The 24,449-nt window shown below is 39.8% G+C and carries 31 protein-coding genes and 2 tRNA genes; 27 read left to right on the forward strand and 6 right to left on the reverse strand.

The genetic code is table 11. The features are described from left to right. Positions 1 to 103: 103 nt before the first annotated feature. The 13 genes from OMU_RS17705 (at position 104) to OMU_RS17765 (ending at position 11,251) form a co-directional block, all read left to right on the forward strand. Positions 104 to 379 (forward strand): GNAT family N-acetyltransferase, encoded by a 276-nt coding sequence (locus OMU_RS17705; protein WP_016181229.1) that lies wholly within the window; start codon positions 104 to 106, stop codon positions 377 to 379. Between the two features lie 81 nt (positions 380 to 460). Beyond that, entirely contained in the window at positions 461 to 697 is a 237-nt protein-coding gene (gene secG / locus OMU_RS17710; protein ID WP_010746758.1) for a preprotein translocase subunit SecG, read from the forward strand. A gap of 213 nt (positions 698 to 910) precedes the next feature. Beyond that, positions 911 to 1,675 (forward strand): alpha/beta hydrolase, encoded by a 765-nt coding sequence (locus tag OMU_RS17715; protein WP_016181230.1) that lies wholly within the window; start codon positions 911 to 913, stop codon positions 1,673 to 1,675. Beyond that, positions 1,656 to 4,040 carry a ribonuclease R gene (gene rnr, locus OMU_RS17720; RefSeq protein ID WP_016181231.1) on the forward strand — a complete coding sequence of 795 codons (2,385 nt, stop codon included), beginning with the start codon at positions 1,656 to 1,658 and terminating at the stop codon, positions 4,038 to 4,040. Before OMU_RS17715 ends, rnr begins: the two co-directional genes overlap by 20 nt. A 1-nt stretch (position 4,041) precedes the next feature. Further along, a complete protein-coding gene (gene smpB, locus OMU_RS17725; protein ID WP_010746755.1) occupies positions 4,042 to 4,506 on the forward strand; it encodes an SsrA-binding protein SmpB in 465 nt (154 codons plus the stop codon). Between the two features lie 288 nt (positions 4,507 to 4,794). Beyond that, the gene (gene atpB / locus OMU_RS17730; protein ID WP_016181232.1) at positions 4,795 to 5,508 is read left to right on the forward strand and encodes a F0F1 ATP synthase subunit A; all 714 of its coding nucleotides are present in this window, start codon (positions 4,795 to 4,797) and stop codon (positions 5,506 to 5,508) included. Positions 5,509 to 5,545: 37 nt separating this feature from the next. Then, positions 5,546 to 5,761 carry an ATP synthase F0 subunit C gene (atpE, locus tag OMU_RS17735; RefSeq protein ID WP_010746753.1) on the forward strand — a complete coding sequence of 72 codons (216 nt, stop codon included), beginning with the start codon at positions 5,546 to 5,548 and terminating at the stop codon, positions 5,759 to 5,761. A gap of 95 nt (positions 5,762 to 5,856) precedes the next feature. Next, positions 5,857 to 6,378 carry a F0F1 ATP synthase subunit B gene (gene atpF / locus OMU_RS17740; RefSeq protein ID WP_016181233.1) on the forward strand — a complete coding sequence of 174 codons (522 nt, stop codon included), beginning with the start codon at positions 5,857 to 5,859 and terminating at the stop codon, positions 6,376 to 6,378. Further along, positions 6,368 to 6,913: an ATP synthase F1 subunit delta gene (gene atpH / locus OMU_RS17745; RefSeq protein ID WP_016181234.1), complete on the forward strand. Its 546-nt coding sequence runs from the start codon at positions 6,368 to 6,370 to the stop codon at positions 6,911 to 6,913. The genes atpF and atpH overlap by 11 nt, the downstream gene beginning before the upstream one ends. Before the next feature lie 19 nt (positions 6,914 to 6,932). Further along, positions 6,933 to 8,459 carry a F0F1 ATP synthase subunit alpha gene (atpA, locus tag OMU_RS17750; RefSeq protein ID WP_016181235.1) on the forward strand — a complete coding sequence of 509 codons (1,527 nt, stop codon included), beginning with the start codon at positions 6,933 to 6,935 and terminating at the stop codon, positions 8,457 to 8,459. A gap of 15 nt (positions 8,460 to 8,474) precedes the next feature. Continuing rightward, positions 8,475 to 9,380, forward strand: coding sequence for a F0F1 ATP synthase subunit gamma (locus OMU_RS17755; protein WP_034876827.1), 906 nt, complete (start codon positions 8,475 to 8,477; stop codon positions 9,378 to 9,380). 22 nt (positions 9,381 to 9,402) lie between these two features. After that, positions 9,403 to 10,803 carry a F0F1 ATP synthase subunit beta gene (atpD, locus tag OMU_RS17760; protein WP_016181237.1) on the forward strand — a complete coding sequence of 467 codons (1,401 nt, stop codon included), beginning with the start codon at positions 9,403 to 9,405 and terminating at the stop codon, positions 10,801 to 10,803. A gap of 13 nt (positions 10,804 to 10,816) precedes the next feature. Then, a complete protein-coding gene (locus tag OMU_RS17765) occupies positions 10,817 to 11,251 on the forward strand; it encodes a F0F1 ATP synthase subunit epsilon (protein ID WP_010746747.1) in 435 nt (144 codons plus the stop codon). A 215-nt stretch (positions 11,252 to 11,466) separates the two neighbouring features. Here OMU_RS17765 and OMU_RS17770 read toward each other — a convergent pair whose 3' ends face one another. The 4 genes from OMU_RS17770 to OMU_RS17785 form a co-directional block, all read right to left on the reverse strand. Continuing rightward, positions 11,467 to 12,078 carry a DUF2922 family protein gene (locus tag OMU_RS17770; protein ID WP_016181238.1) on the reverse strand — a complete coding sequence of 204 codons (612 nt, stop codon included), beginning with the start codon at positions 12,076 to 12,078 and terminating at the stop codon, positions 11,467 to 11,469. Positions 12,079 to 12,129: 51 nt separating this feature from the next. Beyond that, a complete protein-coding gene (locus tag OMU_RS17775) occupies positions 12,130 to 12,516 on the reverse strand; it encodes a hypothetical protein (protein WP_016181239.1) in 387 nt (128 codons plus the stop codon). A 75-nt stretch (positions 12,517 to 12,591) separates the two neighbouring features. After that, positions 12,592 to 12,804 carry a DUF2922 domain-containing protein gene (locus tag OMU_RS17780; protein WP_016181240.1) on the reverse strand — a complete coding sequence of 71 codons (213 nt, stop codon included), beginning with the start codon at positions 12,802 to 12,804 and terminating at the stop codon, positions 12,592 to 12,594. Between the two features lie 22 nt (positions 12,805 to 12,826). Next, positions 12,827 to 13,030, reverse strand: coding sequence for a DUF1659 domain-containing protein (locus OMU_RS17785; RefSeq protein ID WP_016181241.1), 204 nt, complete (start codon positions 13,028 to 13,030; stop codon positions 12,827 to 12,829). Positions 13,031 to 13,772: 742 nt separating this feature from the next. Here OMU_RS17785 and OMU_RS17790 point away from each other — a divergent pair. The 13 genes from OMU_RS17790 (at position 13,773) to OMU_RS17845 (ending at position 22,358) form a co-directional block, all read left to right on the forward strand. After that, entirely contained in the window at positions 13,773 to 14,006 is a 234-nt protein-coding gene (locus OMU_RS17790; protein ID WP_016181242.1) for a DUF1146 family protein, read from the forward strand. A gap of 50 nt (positions 14,007 to 14,056) precedes the next feature. Beyond that, positions 14,057 to 15,358 carry a UDP-N-acetylglucosamine 1-carboxyvinyltransferase gene (murA, locus tag OMU_RS17795; protein ID WP_016181243.1) on the forward strand — a complete coding sequence of 434 codons (1,302 nt, stop codon included), beginning with the start codon at positions 14,057 to 14,059 and terminating at the stop codon, positions 15,356 to 15,358. A gap of 79 nt (positions 15,359 to 15,437) precedes the next feature. Beyond that, positions 15,438 to 15,614, forward strand: a complete 177-nt coding sequence (locus OMU_RS23020) for a DNA-directed RNA polymerase subunit beta (protein WP_016181244.1) — start codon at positions 15,438 to 15,440, stop codon at positions 15,612 to 15,614. A gap of 228 nt (positions 15,615 to 15,842) precedes the next feature. Then, positions 15,843 to 16,133, forward strand: a complete 291-nt coding sequence (yidD, locus tag OMU_RS17800) for a membrane protein insertion efficiency factor YidD (RefSeq protein WP_016181245.1) — start codon at positions 15,843 to 15,845, stop codon at positions 16,131 to 16,133. A 436-nt stretch (positions 16,134 to 16,569) separates the two neighbouring features. Then, the gene (locus OMU_RS17805) at positions 16,570 to 17,733 is read left to right on the forward strand and encodes an ABC transporter substrate-binding protein (RefSeq protein ID WP_016181246.1); all 1,164 of its coding nucleotides are present in this window, start codon (positions 16,570 to 16,572) and stop codon (positions 17,731 to 17,733) included. A 111-nt stretch (positions 17,734 to 17,844) separates the two neighbouring features. After that, positions 17,845 to 18,723, forward strand: coding sequence for a branched-chain amino acid ABC transporter permease (locus OMU_RS17810; protein ID WP_016181247.1), 879 nt, complete (start codon positions 17,845 to 17,847; stop codon positions 18,721 to 18,723). Between the two features lie 9 nt (positions 18,724 to 18,732). After that, positions 18,733 to 19,707, forward strand: coding sequence for a branched-chain amino acid ABC transporter permease (locus OMU_RS17815; protein ID WP_016181248.1), 975 nt, complete (start codon positions 18,733 to 18,735; stop codon positions 19,705 to 19,707). Continuing rightward, positions 19,688 to 20,464, forward strand: a complete 777-nt coding sequence (locus OMU_RS17820) for an ABC transporter ATP-binding protein (protein WP_016181249.1) — start codon at positions 19,688 to 19,690, stop codon at positions 20,462 to 20,464. The genes OMU_RS17815 and OMU_RS17820 overlap by 20 nt, the downstream gene beginning before the upstream one ends. After that, the gene (locus OMU_RS17825; RefSeq protein ID WP_016181250.1) at positions 20,464 to 21,165 is read left to right on the forward strand and encodes an ABC transporter ATP-binding protein; all 702 of its coding nucleotides are present in this window, start codon (positions 20,464 to 20,466) and stop codon (positions 21,163 to 21,165) included. Before OMU_RS17820 ends, OMU_RS17825 begins: the two co-directional genes overlap by 1 nt. A 3-nt stretch (positions 21,166 to 21,168) precedes the next feature. After that, positions 21,169 to 21,813: a CBS and ACT domain-containing protein gene (locus tag OMU_RS17830; RefSeq protein ID WP_016181251.1), complete on the forward strand. Its 645-nt coding sequence runs from the start codon at positions 21,169 to 21,171 to the stop codon at positions 21,811 to 21,813. A gap of 75 nt (positions 21,814 to 21,888) precedes the next feature. Continuing rightward, the gene (locus tag OMU_RS17835; RefSeq protein WP_016181252.1) at positions 21,889 to 22,119 is read left to right on the forward strand and encodes a DUF2969 domain-containing protein; all 231 of its coding nucleotides are present in this window, start codon (positions 21,889 to 21,891) and stop codon (positions 22,117 to 22,119) included. 82 nt (positions 22,120 to 22,201) lie between these two features. Then, positions 22,202 to 22,285 (forward strand) — tRNA-Tyr (locus OMU_RS17840). Between the two features lies 1 nt (position 22,286). After that, positions 22,287 to 22,358 (forward strand) — tRNA-Gln (locus OMU_RS17845). Between the two features lie 93 nt (positions 22,359 to 22,451). On the opposite strand, the gene OMU_RS17850 is transcribed toward OMU_RS17845, so the two are convergent. Continuing rightward, positions 22,452 to 23,327, reverse strand: coding sequence for a helix-turn-helix domain-containing protein (locus OMU_RS17850; RefSeq protein WP_016181253.1), 876 nt, complete (start codon positions 23,325 to 23,327; stop codon positions 22,452 to 22,454). Between the two features lie 239 nt (positions 23,328 to 23,566). On the opposite strand from OMU_RS17850, the gene OMU_RS23485 reads away from it, so the two are divergent. Further along, positions 23,567 to 23,737 carry a hypothetical protein gene (locus tag OMU_RS23485; RefSeq protein ID WP_016181254.1) on the forward strand — a complete coding sequence of 57 codons (171 nt, stop codon included), beginning with the start codon at positions 23,567 to 23,569 and terminating at the stop codon, positions 23,735 to 23,737. A 90-nt stretch (positions 23,738 to 23,827) separates the two neighbouring features. Here OMU_RS23485 and OMU_RS17855 read toward each other — a convergent pair whose 3' ends face one another. Beyond that, the gene (locus tag OMU_RS17855) at positions 23,828 to 24,436 is read right to left on the reverse strand and encodes a TetR/AcrR family transcriptional regulator (protein ID WP_016181255.1); all 609 of its coding nucleotides are present in this window, start codon (positions 24,434 to 24,436) and stop codon (positions 23,828 to 23,830) included. Between the last annotated feature and the right edge of the window lie 13 nt (positions 24,437 to 24,449).

A 24,449-nucleotide genomic window follows, 5' to 3' on the forward strand; every position in this document is an offset into this window, starting at 1 on the left:
TCAGAGTCCAATGAAGTATAGAGGAATGACATACGGCACGAAAATCAGACCAATTTTTCTGTAGGAAAAATTAATCCATTTATTATGAGTAAGGAGCGGTATTATGGAAATCAAAGAAGAAAAAGAGCGTTTTGTCTTATTGAATGATGAACAAGAAGAAGCAGGAGAAATGACTTGGTCGAATGCGGGTCCAGAAATCATGATTATTGATCACACCTTTGTTGACCCAACCTATCGTGGACAAGGCTTAGCAGAAAAACTCGTGGCAGCGGGAGTCGAAAAAGCGCGCAAGGAAGGAAAAAAAATTATTCCGCTTTGCCCATTTGCTAAAAAAGAATTTGAAGAAAAATCAGAATATGCAGATGTTTTAAGAAAATAAGTTTGGGACTTCTCTAGTCAAACGACGTCAATTGTGCTAAAGTAAAAAATGAGGTAGTTTGGAAATAAGGAGGATCATCTTTTGTATAATTTTATTTTGGGTGTTATCTTAGTTTTGTCAGTGATCATCGTTATCACGATCATGATGCAACCTAGCAAACAAAATAGTGCTGCGAGTGCTTTTACTGGTGGCGCGGATCAATTATTCGGAAAGCAAAAAGCACGCGGCTTTGAGGCTGTGATGCAACGATCAACCGCAGTTTTAGGTGCGATTTGGATGATTTTGCTCTTCGTATTAATGTTTTTATCAAGCAAATAAAACCGGCCTCTCACTTGAGAGGTCTTTTTTATTTTGTATTTACACTAAATCAAGTACACTTGAAGATAAGCAAGAAAAACAGTTGCTTCAGTACGTCTGTCTCGTTTACGTAAAGGCTTAATGTGCTGCTTAGATAGAAAATATGCAAATCGAGAAGGAACGATCGTTTTTCGTTTTTTCATTTACCTAATTACAAGATAGGAGTGATTACTCATGGTACAAGTCCCTGAATCGCTGTTTTTGCCTCACGGAAAGCGAGCGGTCTTATTATTACATGCCTATTCAGGTAGTCCCAATGATGTGCGAATGCTTGCTCGCTTTTTAGAAAAATTAGATTACACGATTTATGCGCCGCTCTTTACCGGACACGGCACGTCTGATCCGCTGGATATCTTACACGAGCATTCTGAACAATGGTGGCAAGACAGTCAGGAAGCAGTAGAATTTCTACAATCAAAAGGATTTCAAGAAATTGCGGTATTTGGTCTTTCAATGGGCGGTACTTTGGCCACTCGCTTATTATGTGAGCAGCCTGACAGTTTTATCGGTGGTGGTTTTTTCTGTTCGCCGATCGCTCCAGTAAAAACCAACGTGACGAAAAACTTCCTATTATATGCGCAACAAGTGCTAGAACGAAATGGTAAAGAAACGACAGAAGAAAAAATCGAAAGTTATCGTCCGTTAGTAGAACAACAACTGGCGACGATTGAGAAACAAGCTCAGATTGCTTATGAAAATCTGACACAAATCAAAAGCCCATTTTTTATGGCACAGGCGGGAAAAGATGAAATGATTGAAGCCGATGGTGTTTTTCGGACAGCAGAGCGGCTGCAGCAGACAGCTTTTTCCTTGAATTGGTATCCCAAAAGTGGTCATGTAATTACTGTGGGACCTGAAAGAAGACAATTAGAACAAGATGTGGCAGATTTTTTAGCCGCTCTTGGTTGGAGAGAAAATAATGGAGAGAAAAACAATTAAAGCAGAAATATTGGCTGGATTGAAAGCAGCCAACAAAAAAAGTCTTTCAATGGAAGAATTAGCAGAAATTTTAAACATGCGTAAAAGTGAGGAATATAAACTTTTAGTCCAAACAGTTGCGCAATTAGAACGGGAAAAGGCCGTAGAGTTTAATAAAAAAGGTCGGATTAAACTGCCTTTTCAACCCATCGAAGTAGAAGGCATCTTTCGTCGGAATGAGCGAGGATTTGGTTTTGTCACGATTGATCCAGAAGAGCCGGATATCTTTATTCCCAAAGAAGCGACGAATTTTGCGATGGATGGTGACATCGTCATGATTGATATCCAAAAAACGGCGGACCTTTTTTCCGATCGCGGAGCAGAAGGCCGAGTGGTGTCCATCAAGGAACGAAAAATCCAACAAATTGTTGGAGAATTTACCGCCTTTGATGTCGATGAAATCGCGGAATCTGATCTGTTTGGCTATGTAACGCCAAAAGACAAAAAAAGCGCGCAATTTAAGGTTTTTATTGCCGCTGAAGGGATTCAGCCAGTTGATGGCAGTATCGTTATTGTTGAGATCACTCACTATCCGGAAAAGGGCTATGCTACTAGCTTGGAAGGTATCGTTACGAAAGTAGTCGGGCATAAAAATGATCCAGGAATGGATATTTTGTCAATTGTAATTGCGCAGGGGATTCCAACGCAGTTTCCAGATGAGGTCCAGACAGCCTCAGAGCAAGTACCTGATACAATCGCGGAATCTGATTTGGTTGGGCGCCGGGATTTACGGGATCAGCAAATCGTAACCATCGATGGTGCCGATGCAAAGGATTTAGATGATGCGGTAACCGTTCGAAAATTGGCTAATGGGAACTACTTTTTAGGCGTCCATATCGCTGATGTTTCTTATTATGTAACGGAAGAAAGCCTATTGGATAAAGAAGCCTTTGAACGAGGAACGAGTGTCTATTTGACCGATCGTGTGATTCCAATGATTCCGCAACGTTTATCTAATGGGATCTGTTCCTTAAATCCACAGGTGCCGCGTTTGACGATGAGTTGTGAGATGGAAATTGATCCAGGTGGAACGATTGTTCAGCATGAGATTTTCCAAAGTGTCATTCAAACCAGTGAACGTATGACGTACTCAGCGGTAAATGATATTTTGGAAGAAGAGAATCCAGAAACAATCAAACGTTATCAAGAATTAGTTCCGATGTTCCGTTTGATGAAGGAGCTCCATCAAATTCTTGAATCACGTCGGAATCGCCGTGGCGCTATCAACTTTGAGGACCGTGAAGCGAAAATTCTTGTGGATTCTGAAGGACGCCCGACAGATATTGAACTCCGTGAACGTGGTGTGGGGGAACGATTGATTGAGTCCTTCATGTTAGCTGCCAACGAAACGGTGGCTGAACACTTCAATCGTTTGAAGCTGCCCTTTATCTATCGGATTCACGAACAACCTAAAGAAGAAAAAATGCAGCGTTTCTTTGATTTCGCCGCGGCGTTAGGTATTTTAGTCAAAGGAACAAAGAATACGATCACACCGAAGGATCTGCAGCAAGTGATTCATGATGTAGAAGAGAAGCCAGAAGCAGCTGTCATCAATACCATGTTGCTGCGCAGTATGCAGCAGGCGCGCTATTCAGAGGATAATTATGGGCATTATGGATTAGCTGCGGAATATTACACTCACTTTACCTCACCAATTCGTCGTTATCCTGACTTGATCGTTCACCGATTGATTCGCTCTTATAGTAATGATCAAAGTGAAGCGACAAAAGAGAAATGGGCGGAAGCTTTACCGGAAATTGCGGACCATAGTTCGAAAATGGAACGCCGTGCGGTAGAAGCAGAGCGTGAAGTTGACAGCATGAAGAAAGCAGAATACATGGCGGATAAAGTCGGTGAAGAGTTTGACGGTATCATCAGCTCGGTCACAAAATTTGGTATTTTCATTGAGCTACCGAATACGGTCGAAGGAATGATCCATTTAAATGAGCTAAAACAAGACTATTTCCACTTTATTGAAAACCAATTAGCATTAGTTGGGGAACGTACTCGACAGACCTTTAAGATTGGTCAAAAGGTCCGAGTGAAAGTCACAAAATCCGATCCTCGGACTAGAGAGATTGATTTTGAGCTACTAGAAGCAGAAGAAATCCCTGCATTAGAGGTGCCAGGAAATAATCGTCGCGACCAGCGCCGTAAACCAACTGGCGGACGCAAAAATAATAAAAAATCTGAAAAGAATTATGGTAAAGGCAAAAATTCAGATCGCCAAAAAACAACAGGTAAAGACAAGAAAAAGAAAAAAGGCAAGAAGCCTTTTTATAAATCAGTAGCTAAAAAGAAAAAAACAGGTAGAAAGAAGGGATAATATGCCAAAGGGTGAAGGCAAATTAGTGGCACAAAATAAAAAGGCACGCCATGATTATACGATCATTGATACGATCGAAGCAGGGATTGTTTTGCAAGGAACAGAAATCAAATCGATTCGCAATAGCCGAATCAACTTGAAGGATGGTTTTGCACGAATTAGAAATGGCGAAGCCTTTTTATACAATGTTCACATCAGTCCATACGAGCAAGGAAATATTTTTAATCATGATCCGGTACGCACACGGAAACTGCTCATGCATAAAAAACAAATTGCTCGATTAGCTGGTGAAGTTAAAAATACGGGAATAACGCTGGTTCCATTAAAGGTCTATCTAAAAGATGGGTATGCGAAGGTTTTGATAGGTGTCGCTAAAGGGAAACATCAGTATGATAAACGGGAAAGTTTGAAGCGCAAAGATGTCGATCGTCAGATCAGTCGAACGTTAAAAAATTATTCTCGCTAGTAAAATATTCTTTTTCGCATATTTGGTGAGAATTTCTTTACTTCACAATGGATTTTGATAGGATTAGTTACAATCTATACTAGCCATTTTGTGGGCTAAATTAACGATTGGAGCCGTTTAACTCAAAATAAAATAACTATTTAAAAAAAGAATGCGAGTTATTCGAAAAATTTCAAGAAAATTCTTTGAAATTTTCTTTCTCTGGTGGTAACATACGATAGTATTTTGAGGAGCAGCGCTAAGCAGCCACGAGCTGACGCGAGTCGCTGGGAAGAGAGGTGAACTGAATTGGATGAAAAATCTTGGGTTTTCCATATTGGTCCCGTATGGTTCGATGGTACGGTTACGACAATGATCATTTTGACATGTGTGATTGTCTTCTTGCTGGTTTTTACATTTACCCGCAACCTATCATTGAAGCCCAAAGGAAAGCAAAACGCAATTGAGTGGGTCATTGATTTTACTACGAATATTGTTGGCGACAACATGCCTCGTAAAGAAGTCAGAAATTTTAGTTTGTTCTCATTTACGTTGTTCTTATTTATTTTTGTAGCAAACCAAATCGGGTTAGTCACAAAAATTGTCACAGGTGACGAAGTGACTTATTGGAAAAGCCCGACTGCTAACCCCTTTGTAACCATGGGATTGGCCTTACTCGTATTAGTATTAGCCAATTACCTAGGTACAGAAAAATTAGGTCTAGGCAGCTACATTAAAAATTCTTTTTTCACACCTGCAGGATTATTTCCTATTAAGTTGATGGAAGAATTTACAAATGTTATTACGTTGGGCTTACGTCTATACGGTAACATTTTCGCTGGTGAAGTATTGCTTTCATTGATCGCAAGCATGGTGACAAGCACAGGATGGTGGACATTGCCATTTGCTATCCCGCTTGAAATGATTTGGATCGCATTCTCACTATTTATCGGTAGTATCCAAGCGTTTGTTTTCACTACTCTATCTATGGTTTATATCAGTCATAAAATCGAGGTAGAATAATAAAAAAATTTAACACACTTTTAGGAGGAAAATTATTATGAACTTTATCGGTGCAGGAATCGCAATCATGGGAGCCGCAATTGGGGCTGGCTATGGTAACGGACAAGTAATCTCAAAAGCAATTGAATCAATGGCACGCCAACCAGAAATGTCAGGTCAAATTCGTTCAACCATGTTTATCGGTGTTGGTTTGATCGAAGCTGTGCCAATTCTAGGTGTCGTATTAGGTATGTTGATGGTTTTCCAAGGTTAATAATCGACGCTTTTTTGTTGAGACTCATCCCAAAGATGAGCAACAGAATCGTATAACGATTTTGTCATGAGAAAGAACAGAAAGGAAGACCGAGTATGCTGAATCTAGTTATTGCTGAGGCTGTCAATACAACACTCGGTAATTTAATCGTCGTTACGTTATCATTCGTGATTCTAATGGCGCTATTAAAGAAATTCGCGTGGGGTGCCGTTCAAGACATTCTGAAAAAACGTGAAGATAAGATCGCCAATGATCTAGATTCTGCCGAACAATCTCGGATCAAAGCTGCTGAGTTAGAAAAAGAACGCGAAACTCAGTTAGCAAGTTCCCGTAGTGATGCGGCAGATATCATCAAAAATGCGAAAGAAAGTGGCGAACTAAGCCGTCAAAACATCATTAAAGATACTAAAGAAGAAGTGACTCGTCTGAAAGATCGCGCACAAGCGGAAATTAAGGATGAACGTGAAAACGCGTTGACTTCTGTTAAGGATGATGTGGCAACACTTTCTCTACAAATCGCAGAAAAAATCTTGAGCAAAGAGCTTTCGCAAGACGCTCATCAAGATTTGATCAACGACTATATGAATAAGTTAGGTAATACGAAACATGAAGCTTGATAAATACACTGTTGGTAAACGCTATGGAAAAGCTTTGTTTGAATTGGCGATCGAAAATAAAGCCGCCGACACCGTTTATCAAGAGCTGTTGACTGTTCGAGAAATCTGCAAAGAAATTCCCGATCTTGGAAATATTTTAACGGATGTTCGTTTAGAAGGCGCTGAAAAGAAAGCCATTATGGATGCTTTCACCGGCGGTTTTGACGGCATCGTCAAAAATTTTCTATTAGTAGTATTTGAATATAATCGTAGTGACGATCTGCCATTTATGATTGACGAGTTTGAACGTCGCTATGATGAACGCAATAAAATCGCACACGGAACAGTCACTACGGCTGTTCCACTCTCTGAAGAAAAGAAACATGAACTTGAAGCAAAAGTCGCTGATGTTTTTGGCTACCAGAAGGCCACGTTAACCCCGATAGTTGATGAATCAATTCTCGGCGGTGTCATTGTTGAAGCCGATCATCAAGTGATCGACGGCAGCCTCGCCAGCCAATTAAATGGTCTACGAGCAGCACTTAGTAAAAAGTAGAGAAGAAGAGGTGAAATGAATGGCCATCAAAGCAGAAGAAATCAGTGCTTTAATCAAAGAACAGATTCAAAATTATGACAATAAGTTGTCTGTGGAAGAAATTGGAACAGTCACTTACGTTGGGGATGGGATCGCCCGTGCCCACGGTTTAGAAAATGCAATGAGTGGAGAACTTTTAGAGTTTTCTAACGGCTCTTATGGAATGGCACAAAACTTAGAAAGCAATGATGTCGGTATCATCGTGCTAGGTGAATTTGAGTCCATTCGTGAAGGAGACAAAGTAAAACGTACCGGTAAGATCATGGAAGTGCCAGTTGGCGAAAACATGATCGGTCGTGTTGTGAACCCGCTTGGTCAACCAGTTGATGGAATGGGTCCAATTGAAACAACAAACACACGTCCAGTCGAAGCAATGGCTCCCGGCGTTATGCAACGTAAATCAGTATCAGAACCAATGCAAACAGGCTTAAAGGCCATCGACGCCCTAGTACCAATCGGACGTGGGCAACGTGAATTAATCATTGGTGACCGTAAAACGGGTAAGACGTCCATCGCGATTGATACGATCATTAACCAAAAAGGTCAAGATATGATCTGTATCTATGTTGCAATTGGACAAAAGGAATCAACGGTTCGTTCACAAGTAGAAACACTTCGTAAATTTGGCGCAATGGATTATACCATCGTCGTAACAGCGGGGGCATCTCAACCTGCACCGCTATTATTTATCGCGCCTTACGCTGGAACAGCGATGGGTGAAGAATTCATGTACAACGGCAAGCACGTTTTAGTTGTCTTTGATGATTTATCAAAACAAGCCGTTGCTTACCGTGAACTGTCATTATTACTACGTCGTCCGCCAGGTCGTGAAGCGTACCCAGGGGATGTCTTTTATTTGCACTCACGTCTATTGGAACGTGCGGCAAAACTTTCAGATGAATTAGGCGGCGGTTCATTGACTGCCTTGCCATTCGTAGAAACACAAGCAGGAGATATTTCAGCCTATATTCCTACTAATGTAATCTCAATCACTGATGGACAAATCTTTTTAGAAAATGATTTGTTTTATGCGGGTATTCGTCCAGCCGTTGATGCCGGTCTATCCGTATCCCGTGTTGGTGGTTCAGCACAAATTAAAGCAATGAAAAAGGTTGCCGGAACACTTCGTTTAGATTTGGCCAGCTACCGTGAATTAGAAGCTTTCACTCAATTCGGTTCAGATTTGGATGCAGCAACACAAGCTAAATTGAATCGTGGACGTCGAACGGTTGAAGTATTAAAACAAAAATTACATGCGCCACTGCCTGTTGAAAAACAAGTCGTGATTCTTTATGCCTTGACTCATGGCGTACTTGATAGTATCCCAGTCAATAGTATTTTAGATTTTGAAGCGCAATTATTCGAATATCTGGAAACCAATCACTCAGATTTATTTGCAACGATTCGTGATACGAAAGAATTGCCAGATACAGATAAATTAGATGAAGCAATCCAAGAATTCAAAGATATTTTTGACGCTTCTTCCGCTAACCAAGAAAAAGCATAATCGAGGTGAAAAAAGATCATGGCATCCTTAAATGAAATCAAAACACGGATTGCATCGACGAAGAAAACAAGTCAAATCACCAACGCTATGCAAATGGTCTCAGCATCTAAATTAACGAAGTCAGAAGCCTACTCAGCGAAATTCCAACTTTATGCTTCAAAAGTACGTGAGGTATTGACGCACTTAACAGCGAGCGAATTAACTGAGTTAGCAAACTCTGGTCGTGAATTAGGCGGCATCAATTATCACAGCATGTTATTGAATCGTCCAGTCAAAAAAACTGGTTATATCGTGATTACTTCTGATGGCGGTTTGGTGGGAGGCTATAACAGCTCGATTTTAAAACAAACCATGTCAATGCTCGAAGATGATCATGATTCTGCTGATGAGTATGTTTTGTTAGCCATTGGTGGAACCGGAGCGGACTTTTTCAAAGCTCGCGGCGTTAAATTAGCTTATGAATTACGCAATTTATCGGATCAACCAAGCTTTGATGAAGTACGAAAAATCGTTTCGATGACGACCAGTATGTATGAAAATCAGGTCTTTGATGAACTGTATGTTTGTTATAACCATCACGTTAATTCACTATCCAGTCAGTTCCGAGTAGAAAAAATGCTGCCGATCTCTGACTTGGACCCAAGTGAAGCACAAACGTATCGTGAAGAATATTTGTTTGAACCTTCAAAAGAAGCCATCCTTGATCAACTACTTCCGCAATATGCTGAAAGTTTGATTTATGGCGCGATCGTTGATGCTAAGACAGCAGAACATGCAGCCGGGATGACAGCGATGAAGACAGCGACAGATAATGCAGGTGCGATCATTGATGATCTAACCATTTCATACAACCGGGCACGTCAAGCGGCGATCACCCAAGAGATTACTGAAATTGTCGGCGGGGCTTCCGCATTAGAATAATTTCAAGATTGGAGGAAAAAACATGAGTTCAGGCAAGATTGTTCAAGTTATTGGTCCCGTTGTCGACGTGGAATTTTCTTTAGATCAATCCTTACCAGACATCAACAATGCGTTGATTGTTTACAAAAAAGATAAAACAAAAGTTGTTCTTGAAGTTGCTTTGGAACTTGGTGATGGTGTTATCCGCACAATCGCTATGGAGGCTACTGATGGATTGCAACGTGGAATGGAAGTTGTCGATACTGGCAAATCAATCTCCGTTCCTGTAGGTAAAGATACTCTAGGTCGTGTGTTTAACGTATTAGGTGAAACGATTGATAAAGAAGCACCTTTTCCAGAAGATGCAGAAAGAAGCGGCATTCATAAAAAGGCGCCTGCTTTTGAAGACCTTAGTACAAGTAACGAGATTTTGGAAACAGGGATCAAGGTTATCGACTTATTAGCCCCTTATTTAAAAGGTGGGAAAGTCGGACTATTCGGTGGTGCCGGTGTTGGTAAAACCGTTTTGATCCAAGAATTAATTCATAATATCGCCCAAGAACACGGTGGTATTTCAGTGTTTACCGGTGTTGGGGAACGTACTCGTGAAGGGAACGACCTTTATTATGAAATGAAAGACTCTGGCGTTATTGAGAAAACAGCCATGGTGTTCGGACAAATGAACGAGCCGCCTGGTGCACGTATGCGTGTTGCCTTGACTGGTTTGACATTAGCTGAATATTTCCGTGATGAAGAAGGACAAGATGTGTTGCTATTTATTGACAACATCTTCCGCTTTACTCAAGCCGGATCAGAAGTTTCTGCCTTATTAGGACGTATGCCATCAGCCGTTGGGTATCAACCAACTTTGGCAACTGAAATGGGGCAATTACAAGAACGAATCACTTCAACCAAAAAAGGTTCGATCACTTCAATCCAAGCCATTTACGTACCAGCCGATGACTATTCTGACCCGGCACCAGCGACAGCTTTTGCCCATTTAGATGCAACGACAAACTTGGAACGTAAATTAACGGAACAAGGGATTTATCCAGCCGTTGACCCATTGGCTTCATCTTCAAGTGCTTTGGCTCCTGAAATCGTTGGGGAAGAACATTATCGTGTAGCAACAGAAGTTCAACGTGTCTTACAACGTTACCGTGAATTACAAGATATTATTGCTATTTTAGGGATGGACGAATTGTCTGACCAAGAAAAAGTCATCGTATCTCGTGCTCGTCGAATTCAATTCTTCTTGTCACAAAACTTCAACGTAGCAGAGCAATTCACTGGTCAACCTGGTTCTTATGTACCAGTTGAAAAAACAGTTGAAGGCTTTAAAGAAATCCTTGAAGGAAAATACGACGATCTTCCAGAAGATGCCTTCCGTAGTGTCGGCACCATCGAAGACGTTATCGAAAAAGCGAAAACTTTAGGCTACTAGAAAGAGGTGCACGATGGAACAAGAAAAAAACAAAGTTCTGCAAGTGAACGTTGTTACTCCAGACGGCAACGTCTATGATCATAATGCCACCATCGTCGTTGCTAAAACGGTTGCTGGTGAAATCGGTATTCTACCAAACCATGCACCGATCATTGCACCTCTTGCGATTGATGAAGTTCGGGTTCGTCGAACAGATTCTGATACACACGTGGACTGGATTGCAGTTAACGGTGGAATCATGGAAGTTCGTGACAACGTGTTGACAATCATCGCTGATACAGCTGAACGTGAACGTGATATTGATGTGTCTCGTGCTGAACGAGCAAAACAACGTGCAGAAGCGAGAATTCAAGAAGCGCGTGAAAAGCAAGATACCGACCAATTAAGTCGTGCCGAGGTTGCTTTGCACCGTGCAATGAATCGAATCAAGGTTTCGAAACATCGTTAATTCTTTTACAGGTTGAGCCAGAAATAATTTTTGGAACTTGTGAATACAATTTTTTAGTGCTGCAAAAGCTATTGATATGGCTTTTGCAGCATTTTTTTATTTTGTCAAAATACAGGTAAACAAGATCTGTTATAGCGAGTATTTTCCAGATCGACTTTTTATCGTTTTCTACGCAGTATGTGATTGTCAATGAACGGATTTAATTGGGAAAAGGCTTATTCCCGCGGTGTATCAGGCGGTCCATCTTTGTTTTTCTTTCTGATTCTGTGAAGCCATTGAAGCAGTCTGTTTTGTTCTTTCGTGTCTTGGTTTGATGACTCGTCTTCCATTAAAGGCATAGCTACTGGCTGCTGTTCGTTAAGCTGGTTATTGCTTGATTGTGGAAGCGACTTTTTTTCTACTTTGATCGTTGCTTTTTCCGCTGGAGCGATAGTCGTTAATTGTTTAAAATAGCGACCATGTGGTGTTTCTGGTAATAGGGAAGATTTCGGAATCGGTAAAGCGACTCCTTCTTCCTGTTTTTCCGCAACTTCAAAGCAACCGACTTTTTCACAGGCCGCTTCCTCAACAGGCTTTCCATCGTAACGAACGCCTTTTGTCTCCTGTTCTGGATCAAATATCAGAGTTTCTTTATGGGTCAAGACCTTAGCGGTGACCACAGAATCAAATAGTTTTACGCCGTTTTGTGTACAAATGTCTAGGTTCGTCAATAGTTCGCAAGCTTCTTTGATCTGTGGCGCCGTCAAATTGGGATCGAGGTCTTTATATTTCCAATTGTGGGTGCCGCCATCGCTTTTTCCAAAGGTGGCAATTAAATCCTTGGTCATTGTTCTGTTCCTTTCTTTGATTTTTTCTGCGTAGGTTGGATCATGGTTTCATCAAGGTTCGCTGGTTTCTTCAGGTCGGACGATTGACATAAGTGAGCGAGCGACAGAGACGACTTTTTCACCGAATTTTTTTACTGGAAAGACTCTCAGTTTCAAAGTCTTCCATTCGGGTGCCATAAAGTAGTCTTCGAAATAATAAAAGAGACGCTTCATGGTGCGGGTAGCTTTGGTGTGCATGAACACCTCGCGGACAAGATCCTTTAGAAAGTGATCAAACTCCGCCGCTCCCAATTGGCAGCGTACTTTTAAGGCTAAAATATATTTAATCGTGACACTGCTGTTTTGTGTTTCATGGTAGAAATTGGTGATTCGTTGTTCGAGTGTTTTGGCTTTTAAGTTGAATAACTGCCGAAACGACAGTGTTTGTATAACATTCATTGATGCTCATCCTTTCATTCTCAATTAGTAGTAGAGGAGGGCGGCAAGACTGCCGCTACCCCTCAAAGTGTTTGATTAAAAAATAATCGTTTCAATCGTTTCGACGTACTTCGCACTTTCGACAGTGTTGAAGAGGTCTGCGCCATCTTTATGGCAAAGTTTTACCTCTGTCATGCGTTGCAGTAATCCTTTGATCTCTGTATCGGTCTTTTGAGTATCGGGATCATTGAAGCTCCAGGTGTGGTTCTTCCCTAAGCTGTTTTTAAAGGTTGCGACGAGTTTTAGCATTTTTTTCCTTCCTTTCTATGATTTATTTGGTGTAGCGTGATTGACTGGTTAGAATCACGCCGTCTAGCTGGCTGCCTTCAACTGATAGTGATTTCATAATTTCACCCAGTTCAAGGACCTTCTCTTCGCTAGGCTCATCCATCACATTTGTAAAGGTGATCTTCTTAGTTTTTTCTCCGCCTGCATCGATTTCTACTTGTAGTTTATTGCCGATCGTTTGAATCATGGTTGTTTCCTCCTAATTTTTTTGGTTCCGGCCGGTGACTAAAAGATAAATGATTTCTAAAAAAAGTGCGAATCGCAAATTGACCAAAAGGGGGTCAATTTGACCTGTTTTTGGGTAAAAAGTGCTGTTTTTGATGAAAAAGCGGTCAAATTGGAGGTATAATGGTCAATTTGCGATTTTACAAGCAGGAGCGAAATGTAGTATAATAAAAGTTTTAATAAAACACTTCATTAACTAATTGTTTTAAGAGAAAGCTCGACGCCCATCGAAATGAATTAAAAGCTGAAGTCAGTAATAAAGTGAAAAGAAATAGTAGAGAAATTTGTTGCGATAAAATGGTAACTAGGACGCAAGCGAAGACAAAAGGTCAATAGCATAATCAAGACAGTAAATAAGAGATGGCAAAGAGTAATAGAATTGTCCCCTTGAATAAATTTTGCGGACAGATATAGGCGAGAAGAAGTTTTAAAAAATCTGTCATTTTAATCTTCAATCGAAAAACGGAATAAAAACTATTATCAAAAATAGGTCGATTATTAGAAGATTGCGGAAAAATGTGTAAATGATTTTTAAAAAGACTTTCTAAGGGGAAAAAGATTTATTTTTGATCGGATCGAAAGAGAAAAATAAACATTAAGTTTTTTAAAAGTTTCTGTATAGTTCTTTGAGCATTCAAAGTATTCTTCTTTACCTGAATCTGTGATATAATCCAACTGTTGATTTTTTTGAAAGGAACGAAGTTATGCAAGTATATGGAATTGATGCAATCGTTAGAATTGTCTCGCATTTTTCCTTTATCTACCTGGCTTTCTGGGCTTTAAGATCGTTACGAATAGAGAATCTCTTTAAAGCATTTAAAGAAACGCAAGTTCGTCTGGCAATTTTGATGCTGGCGATCGCAATCGGCTTTACTTGCAGTACATTTTTCTTAGAAATCATTCTTTTGTGCAAAAATATCTTTTTGACATTTAATTAAGTAAGGTACATATACGAAATAATCGACTAGCATTTTTTGGAGGGAATACAATGGAAGAGATCATCGTTCGTGGTGGTAAACAATTAGAAGGAACAGTACATATCGAAGGTGCAAAAAATGCTGTGCTACCAATTTTAGCTGCGACATTATTAGCTGAAGAAGGAACATCCACTTTGAGTAATGTTCCGATTTTATCTGATGTCTTTACCATGAATCAAGTGATTCGTTATTTGAATACAGATGTTGAATTTAATGAAGAGGCTAAAGAAATTAAGGTGAATGCAACACGTCAATTAAACGTGGAAGCTCCCTATGAATACGTAAGTAAGATGCGCGCATCAATTGTCGTAATGGGTCCGCTATTGGCTCGCAATGGTCATGCTAAAGTTGCAATGCCCGGCGGCTGTGCAATTGGCAAACGTCCAATTGATCTACATTTAAAAGGTTTCCAAGCGTTGGGTGCCAAAATCATTCAAAAAAATGGCTATATTGAAGCTATTGCGGATGAATTAGTTGGGGATACAATTTATTTGGATTTCCCAAGTGTTGGCGCAACACAAAATATTATGATGGCGGCTGTTAAAGCAAAAGGTACAACCGTGATCGAAAACGTTGCGCGTGAACCTGAAATTGTTGATTTAGCAAATTTCTTAAATAAAATGGGCGCTAGCATTCATGGTGCTGGTACTGAAACAATGCGTATTGAAGGTGTTGACCATTTACATGCTGTATCTCATCCAATTGTGCAAGATCGGATTGAAGCTGGAACCTTCATGGTTGCCGCAGCGATGACTGAAGGAAATGTGTTGATTGATGGGGCAATCCCTGAACACAACCGTCCTTTGATTTCTAAACTGATCGAAATGGGTGTTAAGATTACCGAAGAAAATGATGGTTTGCGTGTAATCGGTCCTAAAGCATTGAAGGCGACAGATATTAAAACGATGCCTCATCCTGGGTTCCCAACAGATATGCAAGCTCAAATGACAGCTATTCAATTAGTTGCTGATGGGGTCAGTACAACGACTGAAACAGTGTTTGAAAATCGTTTCCAACATCTAGAAGAAATGCGTAGAATGAATGCACAAGTCAAAATCGACAACAACGTTGCATTGATTAAAGGTGCTTCACAGCTGCAAGGGGCAGAAGTGTATGCAACTGATTTACGCGCAGCTGCTGCATTAGTTTTAGCTGGATTACGTGCAAATGGTATAACACGTGTACGTAACTTGAAATATTTAGACCGTGGATACTATCAATTCCATAAAAAGCTGCAGCAATTAGGTGCGGATGTCGAACGTGTGGATACTGAAAGCAGAAAAGCAACGGATGCTGCAACTGTCTTAGTTTAAGGATTTCAGTTCCTCTTTTTGCAGGATATTAGCTGAGTCAGTAAAATTAATCCATTACGTATGAATAAGGAGTGGATCTATGAGTTCTGGAGAACATATCTTACGTAGCTTAATTCGTATTGTAGCAATCCTACTTGCAGGTGTTTTATTATTTATCGTCGGCAGTATGATTGGTTATGGTGCAATGGGCGGCGGAAATCCATTTAAAGTGCTTATGCCAGATGTTTGGCGTCATATTTTAGAGTTTGTTCATTAGTATTCGTGATAAAAATCTGATTTTGATTATTCAGAAGGGATTGTAGCCAAGTTCTTGGTGCAGTCTCTTTTTTATTGAAATTATCACGTGATTGGGATTACAGAATTACTGTTCATCATGAAGTTTAAATTTTGATGACCAACGAAATACGTATCTTGCTTTATTTTGTAAGAACAGTAAAATGGTATGGAGCTGATTGATTACCAAGAATTGTTTTGAGGTGTAGGAATGAATATTATTAGCAAAGGTTTAATTGGTTTGGTTCGTGGTTATCAACGGTTTATTTCACCGCTGACGCAGCCGTCCTGTCGTTATTATCCGACATGCTCTAGCTATATGATTAAGGCAATACAGGTTCACGGTGCCTTCAAGGGTTTTCTAATGGGGATTTCACGGATTTTACGTTGTCATCCATTTGCGAAAGCTGGTTTTGATTATGTGCCCACCAAATTTTCCTTACGTAAAAACCTGATTGATCAAGAGGAACCAGATTATGAAAAACTACATAAACAGGCTTAAACAGGCTTAGAAGCAAAAAGGATTTTTAAATCGTCAATATTTAACTAAGAGAAAGAAGAGCAAAACTTTTTGCGGAGTTATTCTATAGATTAGAGAAAGCTTCCTCATTTTTCTCCTTTTGTCGATAAATCGACGTTAATAATAGAAAAATCAAAATCCTTTTCTCCATAAATCTGTTGCTTTATCAATTGGTGGCAGATGCAGAAAACAAATAAACATAGTTATTTTAAAGAAATCTCATTGACTATTTATCAGTTAATGTGATTTCTTTTTTCGTTATTTGAAAGATTCAGCAAGCAGTTGTAAGCGCTATAAATTGTTTGAGTATTGCTGAATTATTAAAATATTCAGAAAATTTAATTGACAGTGAGAGATTTTTCCTATATATTCTTTATTATCTTAACGAATTATCATTATTTTATCAGGGGGTAACGGGATGAAAAAAAGAACAGTAGCTGTAATGGCAGCAGGATTGTTTTTACTAGGTGCATGTGGATCGCCTAAAGCGAGCGATAGTGGCGGCAGTGACGATGCTAAGACGATTAAAATTGGCGGAAACTTCGAGTTATCTGGAGCTGTAGCGGCTTACGGCGAAGCGGAAAACGAAGGTGTCAAATTAGCAGTCGAAGAGATTAATAAAGATGGCGGGATTGACGGCAAGAAAATCGAATACGTTTCAAAAGACAATAAGTCTGATAATAATGAAGCAGCTTCTGTTGCAGCAAATTTGACGACTAAAGATGAAGTAGTTGCAATCGTTGGACCGGCTACCTCTGGTGCGACAAAAGCGACATTGCCAAATTTAACCAAAGCAAAGACTCCAGCAGTAACACCATCAGGAACAGATGATGCGATTACTGTTCAAAAAGGAAAAGTACAAGATTATATTTTCCGATCTTGCTTCCAAGATAGTTTCCAAGGAATTGTTTTAGCTAAATATGCAGATGAAAATCTTAAGGCCGATAAAGCCGTTATTTTAGGCGATAATTCAAGTGACTATGCAAGTGGCTTGAAGAAGGCTTTTAAAGAAACCTATAAAGGTGAAATTGTTGCAGAAGAAAACTTTACTGCAGGAGATAAAGATTTCCAAGCAATGTTGACTAAAATCAAAGACAAAGATTTTAACGTTATCTACATTCCAGGCTATTACACAGAAGCTGGTTTAATTATCAAGCAGGCACGTGAAATGGGAATTGAACAGCCTATCATCGGGGCTGACGGCTTTGGAGATGAAAAACTGATTGAAACAGCCGGCGCCAGCAATGTGAAAAACGTATACTATACAGGTCACTTCTCAACCAAAGCTCCAGCAACGGATAAGGTTGAGCCATTTGTAGCAGCTTTTGAGAAGAAATATGGCAAGCAGCCATCTTCATTTAACGCTTTGGCTTATGATTCTGTTTATATGATTAAACAAGCAATTGAAGACGAAGGAAAAGCAACACCAGAGGCAATCAACAAAGGCTTAGCGAACTTGAAAGATTTCGAGGGTGTTACAGGAAAAATCACAATGGACAAAGAACACAATCCAGTAAAATCAGCGGTTGTTCTTGGTCTAACAGATGGAAAAGAAACTTCTGCTGAAACCGTAAATCCTTAATTACTCGGAAAAAGCAGGCAAGGGGGTGTGCCAATGGTATTTGGCACACTCCCTTTTAAGAATTAGGGCTATGAATCGTCCAAACTATTTTTGAAAAGTGATGTGATAAAGATGGAAGTATTTATTCAGCAAATCGTCAATGGGCTTTTTCTGGGTAGTGTTTATGCATTAATGGCATTGGGCTACACCATGGTTTATGGAATTATTAAATTGATCAACTTTGCCCATGGAGAGATTTACATGATCGGCTCATTTATTGGCTACTTTCTGATCAATCAATTTAATATGGGCTTTTTCCCAGCTTTGGTTTTATCAATGGCAGGGAGTGCAATTTTAGGTGTCCTGATTGAATTCTTAGCATACCGACCGTTAAGAAATTCAACACGAATCGCGGCTTTGATTACAGCGATCGGTGTTTCGTATCTATTACAGAACACAATGATTTATTTTTTCAGTTCAACGACAAGACCGTTTCCGCAGGTAATTAAAATGCAGGTCTTTAATATTGGCTTCTTGAGGGTTACAAATATTCAGTTATTGATATTAGGATTGTCATTATTCTTGATGATCGCGTTAAACCTGATTGTTCAGAAAACTAAGATGGGTAAAGCAATGCGTGCTGTAAGTGTCGATACGGATGCGGCGCAGTTGATGGGGATTGATGTGAATCGGACCATCTCATTTACCTTTGCTTTGGGATCAGCGCTAGCTGCAGCAGGCGGAATGATGATCGGTCTGTATTACAACTCGATTGATCCGATGATGGGCTACATACCTGGTCTTAAATCCTTTATCGCCGCAGTTTTAGGCGGAATCGGAATTATTCCCGGAGCGGCTATCGGCGGATTTGTCATTGGTTTGATCGAAACGATTACGACAGCATTAGGTTTTTCTGATTTCAAAGATGCGGTGGTTTATGCCGTATTGATTTTGATTTTATTGGTTCGTCCTGCCGGTATTTTAGGCAAACATGTGAAAGAGAAAGTGTAGGTGAGTCAAATGAAAAAGAATTTGAAATATAATTTGATTTGGCTAGCCTTGATCGTGCTTGGATATGCAGTATTGTACATTGCTTATTCAGCTGGGATGGTCAATCTGTTTTTAGATAATATTTTGGTACAAATAGGGATCAATGTAATTTTGGCGGTAGGTCTGAATTTGATTATTGGATTTTCCGGTCAGTTTTCACTAGGACATGCTGGTTTTATGGCGATCGGTGCTTATGCGGCGGCTCTTATTTCGATGAATACCCCAACTTATGGTGGGTTTTTCTTAGGGATGGCAGTCGGTGTTCTTATAGCAGGAATCGTCGCTGTAGGAGTGGGTATTCCAACCCTGCGTTTAAGTGGCGACTATTTAGCTATTGCCACGCTGGGTGTAGCAGAGATCATTCGTATTCTCTTAATCAATTTTAAGGAGATCACCAACGGGCCTTCTGGTTTGTTTGGAATTGAGCCTTTTGTCGATTGGCAAATGGTTTATGGATTTATGGCGATTACTACATTATTTATCGTTAACTATATTCGTTCAGGTGCTGGTCGTGCGACGATGGCGATTCGTGAAGATGAGATCGCTGCTGAGGCGATGGGCGTTAATACAACAAAGTATAAAGTAATGGCCTTTACCTTTGGTGCTATGACCGCTAGTATTGCTGGTTCACTGTATGCAGGATATTTACAATCAATCGCTCCGAAAGATTTTGCTTTTACTAAATCAGTCGATATTTTGATTCTGGTCGTATTGGGCGGAATCGGCAGTGTGACGGGAACCTTTATTGCGGCAATTCTTTTAGGGATTATCAATATGTATCTTCAGGATTTTGGAACATTGCGGATGATCATTTACGCGTTGGCATTGATTATCTTGATGATCTTTAAACCAGGCGGGTTACTAGGCACAAAAGAGCTATCTGTGAAGAAAATTCTAACTAAGTTTAAAAAAGGAGATGACCAAAATGCCTCTGTTGGAAATTAAAGATTTAACCAAAAACTTTGGCGGTTTGGCGGCGGTCTCCAATGTCAATATCGCATTAGAAGAGAATCAACTGGTGGGCTTGATTGGTCCGAATGGTGCAGGGAAAACAACGTTATTTAATCTAATCACTGGTGTTTATGATCCAAGCGAAGGGGATGTGTTACTGGAGGTCGATGGGAAGAGTCATCGATTGAATGGGCAAAAACCTTATGCGATTGCTGATTTAGGTCTGAGTCGGACCTTTCAAAATATTCGTTTGTTTAAAGATCTGACTGTTTTGGATAATGTCTTGATTGCTATGAACAGCAAAAATAAAGAAGGCTTTTTCTCTAGTGTGCTACGCTTACCGACCTTCTATAATAAAGAAGAAAAATTAAAAGAAGAAGCGTTGAAATTATTAACGATTTTTGATTTGCAGGATAAAGCAGAGAATCTAGCACGTAACTTGCCATATGGTGAGCAGCGTCGTTTAGAGATTGTCCGAGCGCTTGCGACTAAACCAAAAATTCTTTTCTTAGATGAGCCGGCAGCCGGAATGAATCCGCAAGAAACTGCAGCACTTACCTTATTGATTCGCAAGATCCAAAAGGATTTTCAAATCACAATCCTGTTAATCGAACATGATATGAGTCTAGTCATGGATGTTTGTGAGCGAATCTATGTGTTAGAATACGGTCGTATTTTAGCTGAAGGTAAACCAGAAGAAATCAAAAATAATCCAGAAGTTATCAAAGCCTATCTTGGAGGTGAGCTATAATGCTGAAAATTGAAAATCTTTCGGTGCATTACGGCATGATCCAAGCGGTACGTGATGTTAGTTTTGAAGTCAATCAAGGTGAAATTGTTTCGTTGATCGGGGCAAATGGAGCAGGAAAGACAACGATTTTACGGACGATTTCTGGATTGAATCAGCCATCTAAAGGGACGATTACGTTTGAAGGCGCACCGATTCAAAAGAAAGCGCCTAGAAAAATTGTGGCTCAAGGGATATCGCAAGTGCCTGAAGGACGGCATGTTTTCCCAGGATTGACGGTCTTGGAAAACTTAGAAATGGGTGCTTATTTGCGCAAGGATGGCGAAATTCCACAGGATTATGAACACGTCTATGAAAAATTCCCGATTTTGAAGGAGCGATTAAATCAAGACGCTTCAACATTATCTGGCGGGGAACAACAAATGTTAGCGATGGGCCGAGCGTTAATGTCTAAACCACGTCTATTGCTTTTAGATGAGCCTTCAATGGGGTTAGCACCAATTTTTATTCAAGAAATTTTTAATATCATTCAAGAGATTCAAAAACAAGGAACGACCGTTTTATTGATTGAACAAAATGCAAAAATGGCTCTATCCATTGCCGACCGCGGTTACGTGCTGGAGACTGGAAAAGTGGTCTTGTCAGGAACTGGTCAAGAATTGCTAGAAAGTGAAGAAGTGAAGAAAGCTTATCTAGGAGGGTAAAACATGAGTGTAAAAGATTTTATGACAAAAGACTTAGTGACGGTTACACCGAAAACCAAAATTTTTGATGCCGTTGATTTGATGAAAAAATATGATATCCATCGCTTACCGGTTATTGATAACGATAAATTGGTCGGATTGATTACAGAAGGAACAATTCAAGAAGCCTTACCTTCAAAGGCAACGAGCTTGAGCGTTCATGAAGTAAATTATCTATTGAATAAAACGGTTGTGGCGGATGTAATGATCAAGGATGTTAAAACCGTGGCTCCTGACGCGGAATTAGAAGATGGTATCTATTTGATGCGTCAAAATAGAATCAACGTATTGCCAGTATTAGACGATGAGAAGTTGGTCGGGATCATCACCAATAATGATATTTTTGATGCCTTCCTAAAGCTTACCGGTTATCACGAAGGCGGTACACATGTTCAACTGAAAATCCTTGAGGATAAAAAAGGGGTATTAGCTAGAGTCGCGAAAATTTTAGCGGACAATGACTTCAGTATTCTAACAGTCATTGTAGATCATCAAGCAACCGCAACAATTGTCGAAATTCAATTAGCCAGCAAAGAGACAGAAAAAATCAAACAACTTCTCACTGATAATGGTTACGAAGTATTGCGGGCAGCGATCACTCAACCATAACTTTAAGGACAACTGACCACTCAGTTGTCCTTTTCTTTCGTAGTATGATAAACTATTTAAGACGGAGGGAAAGATATGTCTAAAAAGAACAAAGATATCCAAGTTCAGGTTAAAGAAGAAGAACGTCTAATTGATGGAGAAAAGCAAACCGTGACACAATTAGTGATCGGAAAGAAAACGATCGGCGAAATTATTCCTGAAAATAAAAGTTTCCAAGCCTATAACGACGGGCATTTACTGGGAAGCTTCAAGACATTAGATGATGGAATTGAAGCCCTGATACGCAACTGGAATTTACATGAATAATTTTTGAAAAAGTACTTGCTTTTTTTTTGAAGATTAGGTATTATAACTGAGTCGGGTTTTTAAATAATAAAAAAACCTAGCTGGAGGAGTAGCGAAGTGGCTAAACGCGACGGACTGTAAATCCGTTCCTTAGGGTTCAGTGGTTCGAATCCACTCTCCTCCACCATTGGGGTATAGCCAAGCGGTAAGGCAAGGGACTTTGACTCCCTCATGCGTTGGTTCGAATCCAGCTACCCCAGTAGTCAAGTGAGTTGCAGGTGCAGCTCACTTTTTTTATTTTATATAACAAAATATCAAAAGAACCAGTGGAATGAACACTGGTTCTTTTAGTGTCAATGATTGATGGTATTTCGACGGATTTTTTGAAGTCCCCAAAAGCACACTAGACTGAGCAGAAAGATTAAAAAGAGTGCAAAGGACAATGTGGCATAAGGAAATAGCGAAGAATTAGCAATTGATAAAAATGGATTAATAAGTATTTGTCGAATCGCTTCAGGAACATGCGGCTGCATATCTGTGAGTGCCTGAGATATTTCTGACAGATCGCTATGTGCAGGTAGGATGCTCGTATAGGTACCGAGTGCTTTATTGCCGATGGCAAGGTAGCCTATCGCAATATTTCCTAAACTGAATCCACCAACAACTAAGTTTCCAAAGGTAAGTAATCCGATGGCAAGATTCCCCAACGCGATGACTCCTAAAGCAAGGTTTCCGGCAGAGAATAATCCTAATGTTAAGATACCGGCTGAAAAACATCCTAGCGATAATAGACCGATGGAAATGATCCCCCTTGAAAAAATTCCTAATGACAACAAGCCTGAAGAGAAAAAGCCAATACTGACAATTCCATGTGCAGTCGGAATCAATTGCTTTTTATGCCGTAGCGTACTAATCGCAAATTGGCGATTGTGCCACAGCAGCTCTGAAAGATTTGGAATGACGATGTGCAGTAAAGGCAGTGTAAACAAAAGAGTCGTTGATCGATATTCAAAATATAGTTCTGGCTCTCGTTCGTTTAATAAATTGTCTAACGAGAGATCTAATAATTGTGCAATACGTTTTAAAGTATCGATATCAGGGTACCCAGCCCCGCGTTCCCATTTGGAAACCGTTCGATCAGATACATATAAAATATTCGCTAATTGTTTTTGCGTAAGCTCATTTCGTTGTCGATAGTTTCTTAATTGTTTCCCTAAAAAATTTCCCATTTGATTTCCTCTTTCTGATTGATAAGTTAAGCATAGCGGATTGACAGAGAAAAAGGTATAAAATCTGTTGAAAAAGTGATTCTACTTTGCGTAGAGTCTTGATAAATCAAGCTTTCTAAATCAGCCTGTTAATTTTGCAAAGAGCTCTCACTTGATGGGAATTACGATATACGCTACCATTTATAGTAGAAAGAGAGCAGTAGTGATTTATATTTTGAATCTGAAGGGAGTCTGTACTTATGAATAAAGTTGAAGAAATGAAAGAAATGCTGACAGATACGGTAACAAAAATTTACAGTACAATCAAAGAGAGTTCAATAGAAGTAACAAAGGAAAAAGGACAAGTTCCACGCGTGCGTACGATTCGTCCGACTCGCCACACGATTAAATGGAAAGCCAAAAATCATTAATAATCAGAGAAGGAGCTGACCAAAAAGTCTTTTAGACTTTCGGATCAGCTCCTTCTTATTTCTTGACCACTTATGAGTCGTACTCTTTTTTTAATGGTCTATTTCAATGCCTAAAATAGTCAGGTGTCCATTGCCGACTAATTTGATTACCAGCTTCGAAAGGCTGTCAGCGCTCATGGTCGTATCGCTAGTAATCCACCAGTGCAGGGTACCAACGAAAATCGAGGTCATGTATTCAATGATAAAATCTAAAGGAACTTCAATGTCATTCTCCGTAATTTTTAGGCGTTTGAAGACATGTGAGTATTTTTCATTGAGAATCTCTGCGACTTTTTTTCGCAGAATTTCATTCCCTGAGGCATCCATAATTGTTAAGAAGAATTTCCGGTTTGCTTGAATTTGTTCATATATATTTTTTAATACCATTTCAATTTTCCGAACCTTCAAACGATTGCCTTGAACAATCTGATCTGGGTCAAGAACAGCCGCAAAAGCATCGATTGCTTGTTTAAAGATTTGATCATAGAGGTCTTGCTTGTCCTTAAAGTGGGAATAAAAGGTTGCACGATTGATCATCGCTTCGTCCGCGATCTCTTGAATGGTGATATTATCATAGCCTTTTGCTTCTACTAAATGAATAAAAGCCTCCATAATCATTTTATTGGTTCGTTTAACCCGAAGGTCGATTTTTTTTGCCATAGTAAAATCCTTT

Source organism: Enterococcus avium ATCC 14025, from assembly GCF_000406965.1.
In the GTDB taxonomy this organism is placed as follows: Bacteria; Bacillota; Bacilli; order Lactobacillales; family Enterococcaceae; genus Enterococcus_A; species Enterococcus_A avium.